Here is a 3,941-nt window from a genome sequence, read left to right as displayed (position 1 = left end):
CGGCGGGACCGGCACCCCACCCCCTAGGGTGACCCCGTGACGACGACCCGCCTCTCGGCCCGTGCGGCCATCGCCTCCGTGACCGACGCCGGCAGCTTCGCCGAACTCCCCGTCCCCCGGCGGGAGTCCCCCGCCGACGGCCCCCTGGCCTGGACCGGCTACGACGACTCCCGCGCCCGCGCCGCCGACCGCACGGGCGAGCACGAGTCCGTCGTCGTCGGCACCGCCCTCATCGGCGGCTGCGAAGCCACCGTCGTCTCCTTCGAGTTCGGCTTCCTGGGCGGGTCCCTCGGCGAACGCACCGGAGACCGGCTGGAAGCCGCGTACGCCCACGCCCGCACGCACCGCCTCCCCCTCGTCTCACTCATCGCCACCGGCGGCTCCCGCATGCAGGAGGGCATGCTCGCGCTGACCCAGCTCCAGCGCGTGGCCCGGCAGAGCGTCCTGACGCGGGCCGCGGGCCTCCCCCAGCTGGCCGTCCTGCGCGATCCGACCACCGGCGGCGGCTGGGCCACCCTCGGGGCCGGGGCCGACGTCGTCCTCGCACTGCCCGGTGCCCAGGTAGGCTTCGCCGGCTCCCGGGTGCGCCCGGCGGACGCGGACCCGGCGGCCTACTCCGCCGAGGGGCAGTACGCCGCCGGTCACGTGGACGCCGTGGTCCCCGCCGCCGAACTGCCCGGCACCCTCGCCGACTGGCTGCGCGTGCTGGCCGCGCCCCGCCCCGCCGGGCCCGTCGAGCCCCCGGCCGCGCTGGCCGACGCCGCGCCGCCGGCCAGCGGCTGGGACGCCGTCCGCCAGGCCCGTCACCCGGACCGCCCGCGCGCCGGGGCGTACCTGGACGCGTACTTCGAACTCCGCCTGCCCCTCTCCGGGGACCGGGCGGGCGGCACCGACCCCGGCATGCTGTGCGGTTTCGGGCTGCGGGAGGGCCGGGCCGTGGCCTACGCCGCCCAGTGCGGCACCGCCACCCGCCCCGCGGGCTACCGCACGGCCGCCCGCGTCATCCGCCTCGCGGACCGGCTCGGCATCCCCGTGCTCACCCTGGTGGACACCCCGGGCGCGGCCAACGACGCCGCCGCCGAGCACGCGGGCGCGGGCGCGGCCATCGCGGACACCTTCGCGGCGCTGGCCGGCGCCTCCGTCCCCGTCACCACCCTGCTGATCGGCGAGGGCGGCTCGGGCGGCGCCCTCGCCCTGGCCGCGCCGGGCAACACCTGGGTCACCCCGGACAGCTACTTCTCCGTCATCGCCCCGGAACTGGCGGCGGCCATCCTCAAGCGCCCCCCGTCGGCCGCCCCGGCCACCGCGGACCAGCTCCGCATCCGCCCCCAGGACCTGGTGGCCCTGGGGGTCGCCCGCGGCGTCGTCGGCGGGAAGTAGCGGCTGCGGCGCGCCGGCAGCCGGACGTCCATCCGGTACAGCCGCGTCACCTGCTGCGAGCTCGTTGTCGTCGCTGACCAGCAGCAGCCGTACCCGCCCGGGGCCGCCGGTGTCCGTCACCACCATGCCCTCGACGTTGTCCACCAGCGGGTGGTTCTGCGGGAGCTTCGAGAGCGCGCCGAGGGTCGGGCAGTCGTCGAAGTCCCCGAGCGCGGTCTTGCGGGCGACCCGCAGCCGCGGCCCCTCGGCCAGCCCGTCCACCTCCGAGGTGTCCGTCGCGCCCAGCGGGTCGGCGAGGTACAGCCGTGCGGTGATCTTGAACTGCTGGGTGAAGCCCCGCTCCAGGACGATCAGCCGGCCCTCGCGGGTCGGCGCGAGCTCGACGAGGCCGTGCCCCACGTCGACCGGGTGGGCGTACTGGCGCCCCAGCCGGAACTCGCCGTTCCGGCCCCGCTCCCAGGTCTGGATCCGCTGGAGGCTGCGCCCCTGCGCGTCCTCGCCGTCGCCGGCCAGCGGCCCCTCGACGCCCGCCACCAGCGTGTTCCCGCCGGGCAGCAGCGTCAGCGACTCGAAGGTCTGGTTCGCGGTGGCCCGCCCCTGCGGCGCGAGCCGGCAGGCGTCCGGGACCGGCAGCGCGCCCAGCACCTTCCCGTCCCGGCCGTACCGGCGGATCGCGGGGCCGAACTCGTCGGTCACCAGGTAGGACCCGTCCCGGTCGACGACGACGCCCTCCGCGTCGACGGCCTTCCCCGCCCCGTCCGTGAGCGGGAGCCGCGCGGTGGGCCGGGCGGCCGGGGGCGTCCCCGCGCCCCACCTTCAAGGAGTAGAGCACCGACCGGTCGGAGACGCCGGCGACCGTGCCGTCCTTGTCGACGGCGAGGCCCGAAATGCCTCCGACGAGGCCCCCGTCGAGCGTGGTGTTGTCGAGCGCGTCGGAATGGCCCGCGACGGAGAGGTACGGCGAGCAGGACCGGTTCTCCTTCGGGGGCGCAACGGCGGGCGGCACGAGCGTGCCGGAGAGCACGGCGGCGGCTGCCGCGGCGGTGGCGAGCGTACGAAGGCGCCTGTAGGCCTTCCTCCTGGTTCGGCGGGCCGTGCAACACGATGGCAACGAGCCCTCCAACTCCCCTTCACGCCCGCCCGGATCGGGCGAACCGCGCCGGGCTGATCCCCACGTGCCGCCCGAAGTGCCGTGTCAGGTGCGCCTGGTCGTAGAAGCCCGCGGCCGTCGCCGCCTCGGCCGGCCGCATCCCCGCCAGCAGCAGCCGCCGTGCCAGCGCCACCCGCCGCCCGGTGAGGTAGGCGTGTGGCGGCAGCCCGTAGGCGGTCCGGAAGCTCCGGATCAGGTGGGTGGGGTGGACGTGGCCCAGCTCCGCCGAGGCCTCCTCCAGGCCGAGCCCCTCGGTCACGCGGGCGTCGAGCAGCTCGCGCAGCCGTACGGCGAGCCCCGCGTCCGGCGCCCCGTACGCCGCCGGCGCGCGCCCCGCGAGCCACCGGTGCAGCCGTTCCCGTACGAAGGCCAGCCGCGACTCGGCCTCCAGCCGCTCGACCGCCCCGGCGGGCAGCTCCCGCGCGCCGAGCGCCCGGTGCAGCCCGTGCACGCGCTCCCGCAGGGCCGGGTCGAGCAGCAGGGGGGCGCCGACGGCGGCGCCGGTGAGGCTTTCGGGCAGGACGGAGACGTCGAGGTAGAGGTTGCGCTTGCGGAAGCCGGCCTCGGTGACGGTCCGCCCGTCATGGACCACCCCGGGCGGCAGCAGGATCACGGAGTCCCGGACCCCGGCGCCGTGCCGCTCGCGGTCCAGCGCGAAGTCGACCCGCCCGCCGTCCAGGATCATCAGCGTCCAGGTGTCGTGCACGTGCGCCGGATAGGCGTGGTCGGTGAACCGGGCGTGGAAGACCTCGGCGATCCCCGGGACCGGCGGCTGCCAGGCGGAGACGGTGCTGCGCGGACGTATCGCGGGCATGCCAGGAACGTACAAGACCGCCCTCATTCGCTCCGGCAGGCTGCCCGCATGACGACACACAAGGTCAACATCGCCGAGAAGCTGGCCGGTTTCACCGAGCAGTGGGCCCCGCACCGCATCGCCCGCATCAACGACTACGAGGTCAAGGCCGCCAAACTCCAGGGCGAGTTCGTGTGGCACAGCCACGAGGACACCGACGAGCTCTTCCTCGTGGTCAGCGGCACCCTGACGATCCGCCTGCGCGACGGGGAGGTGGTGCTGGGCCCCGGCGAGATCTACGTGGTCCCGCGCGGCGTGGAGCACTGCCCGGCCGCGGACGAGGAGGCGACGATCCTGCTGTTCGAGCCGACGGGCACCACCAACACCGGCAACGCGGGCGGCACCCGCACCCGGAACCCGGTGGACGCGTAACCGGCACACCACCCCTCCCAGCACCCCCTGGACGCGCAACCCGGCCGGGCATGTACCGGAGCACTCCCCCAGCACGGCAACCGCACCCGGCACCCACTGGACGCCCAACCCGGCCGGGTGTGTGCCGGGGCACCTTGCGTTCGACGCCCTGCGGGGAGCGCCCCGGCACACACCCGGCCCCGGCAC

Annotated in this window: 3 protein-coding genes and 1 pseudogene; 2 read left to right on the top strand and 2 right to left on the bottom strand. The window is 76.1% G+C overall.

The window, feature by feature from the left end:
• Positions 1-36 precede the first annotated feature (36 nt).
• Positions 37-1,380 (top strand): carboxyl transferase domain-containing protein, encoded by a 1,344-nt coding sequence (locus tag PV721_RS42045; RefSeq protein WP_319733977.1) that lies wholly within the window; start codon positions 37-39, stop codon positions 1,378-1,380.
• Positions 1,381-1,503: 123 nt separating this feature from the next.
• On the opposite strand, the pseudogene PV721_RS42040 reads toward PV721_RS42045, so the two are convergent.
• Positions 1,504-2,118 (bottom strand): annotated as a pseudogene (locus PV721_RS42040) (esterase-like activity of phytase family protein); the annotation flags it as partial.
• 392 nt (positions 2,119-2,510) lie between these two features.
• Positions 2,511-3,344 (bottom strand): AraC family transcriptional regulator, encoded by an 834-nt coding sequence (locus tag PV721_RS42035; RefSeq protein ID WP_319733976.1) that lies wholly within the window; start codon positions 3,342-3,344, stop codon positions 2,511-2,513.
• 48 nt (positions 3,345-3,392) lie between these two features.
• On the opposite strand from PV721_RS42035, the gene PV721_RS42030 reads away from it, so the two are divergent.
• Positions 3,393-3,755 (top strand): cupin domain-containing protein, encoded by a 363-nt coding sequence (locus PV721_RS42030; RefSeq protein ID WP_319733974.1) that lies wholly within the window; start codon positions 3,393-3,395, stop codon positions 3,753-3,755.
• The last annotated feature ends 186 nt before the right edge of the window (positions 3,756-3,941 follow it).

It is taken from the genome of Streptomyces sp. MB09-01 (assembly GCF_033794505.1).
In the GTDB taxonomy this organism is placed as follows: Bacteria; Actinomycetota; Actinomycetes; order Streptomycetales; family Streptomycetaceae; genus Streptomyces.
The sequence above is the reverse complement of the archived record's forward strand: the minus strand, read 5'-3'. Positions and strand labels throughout refer to the sequence as shown.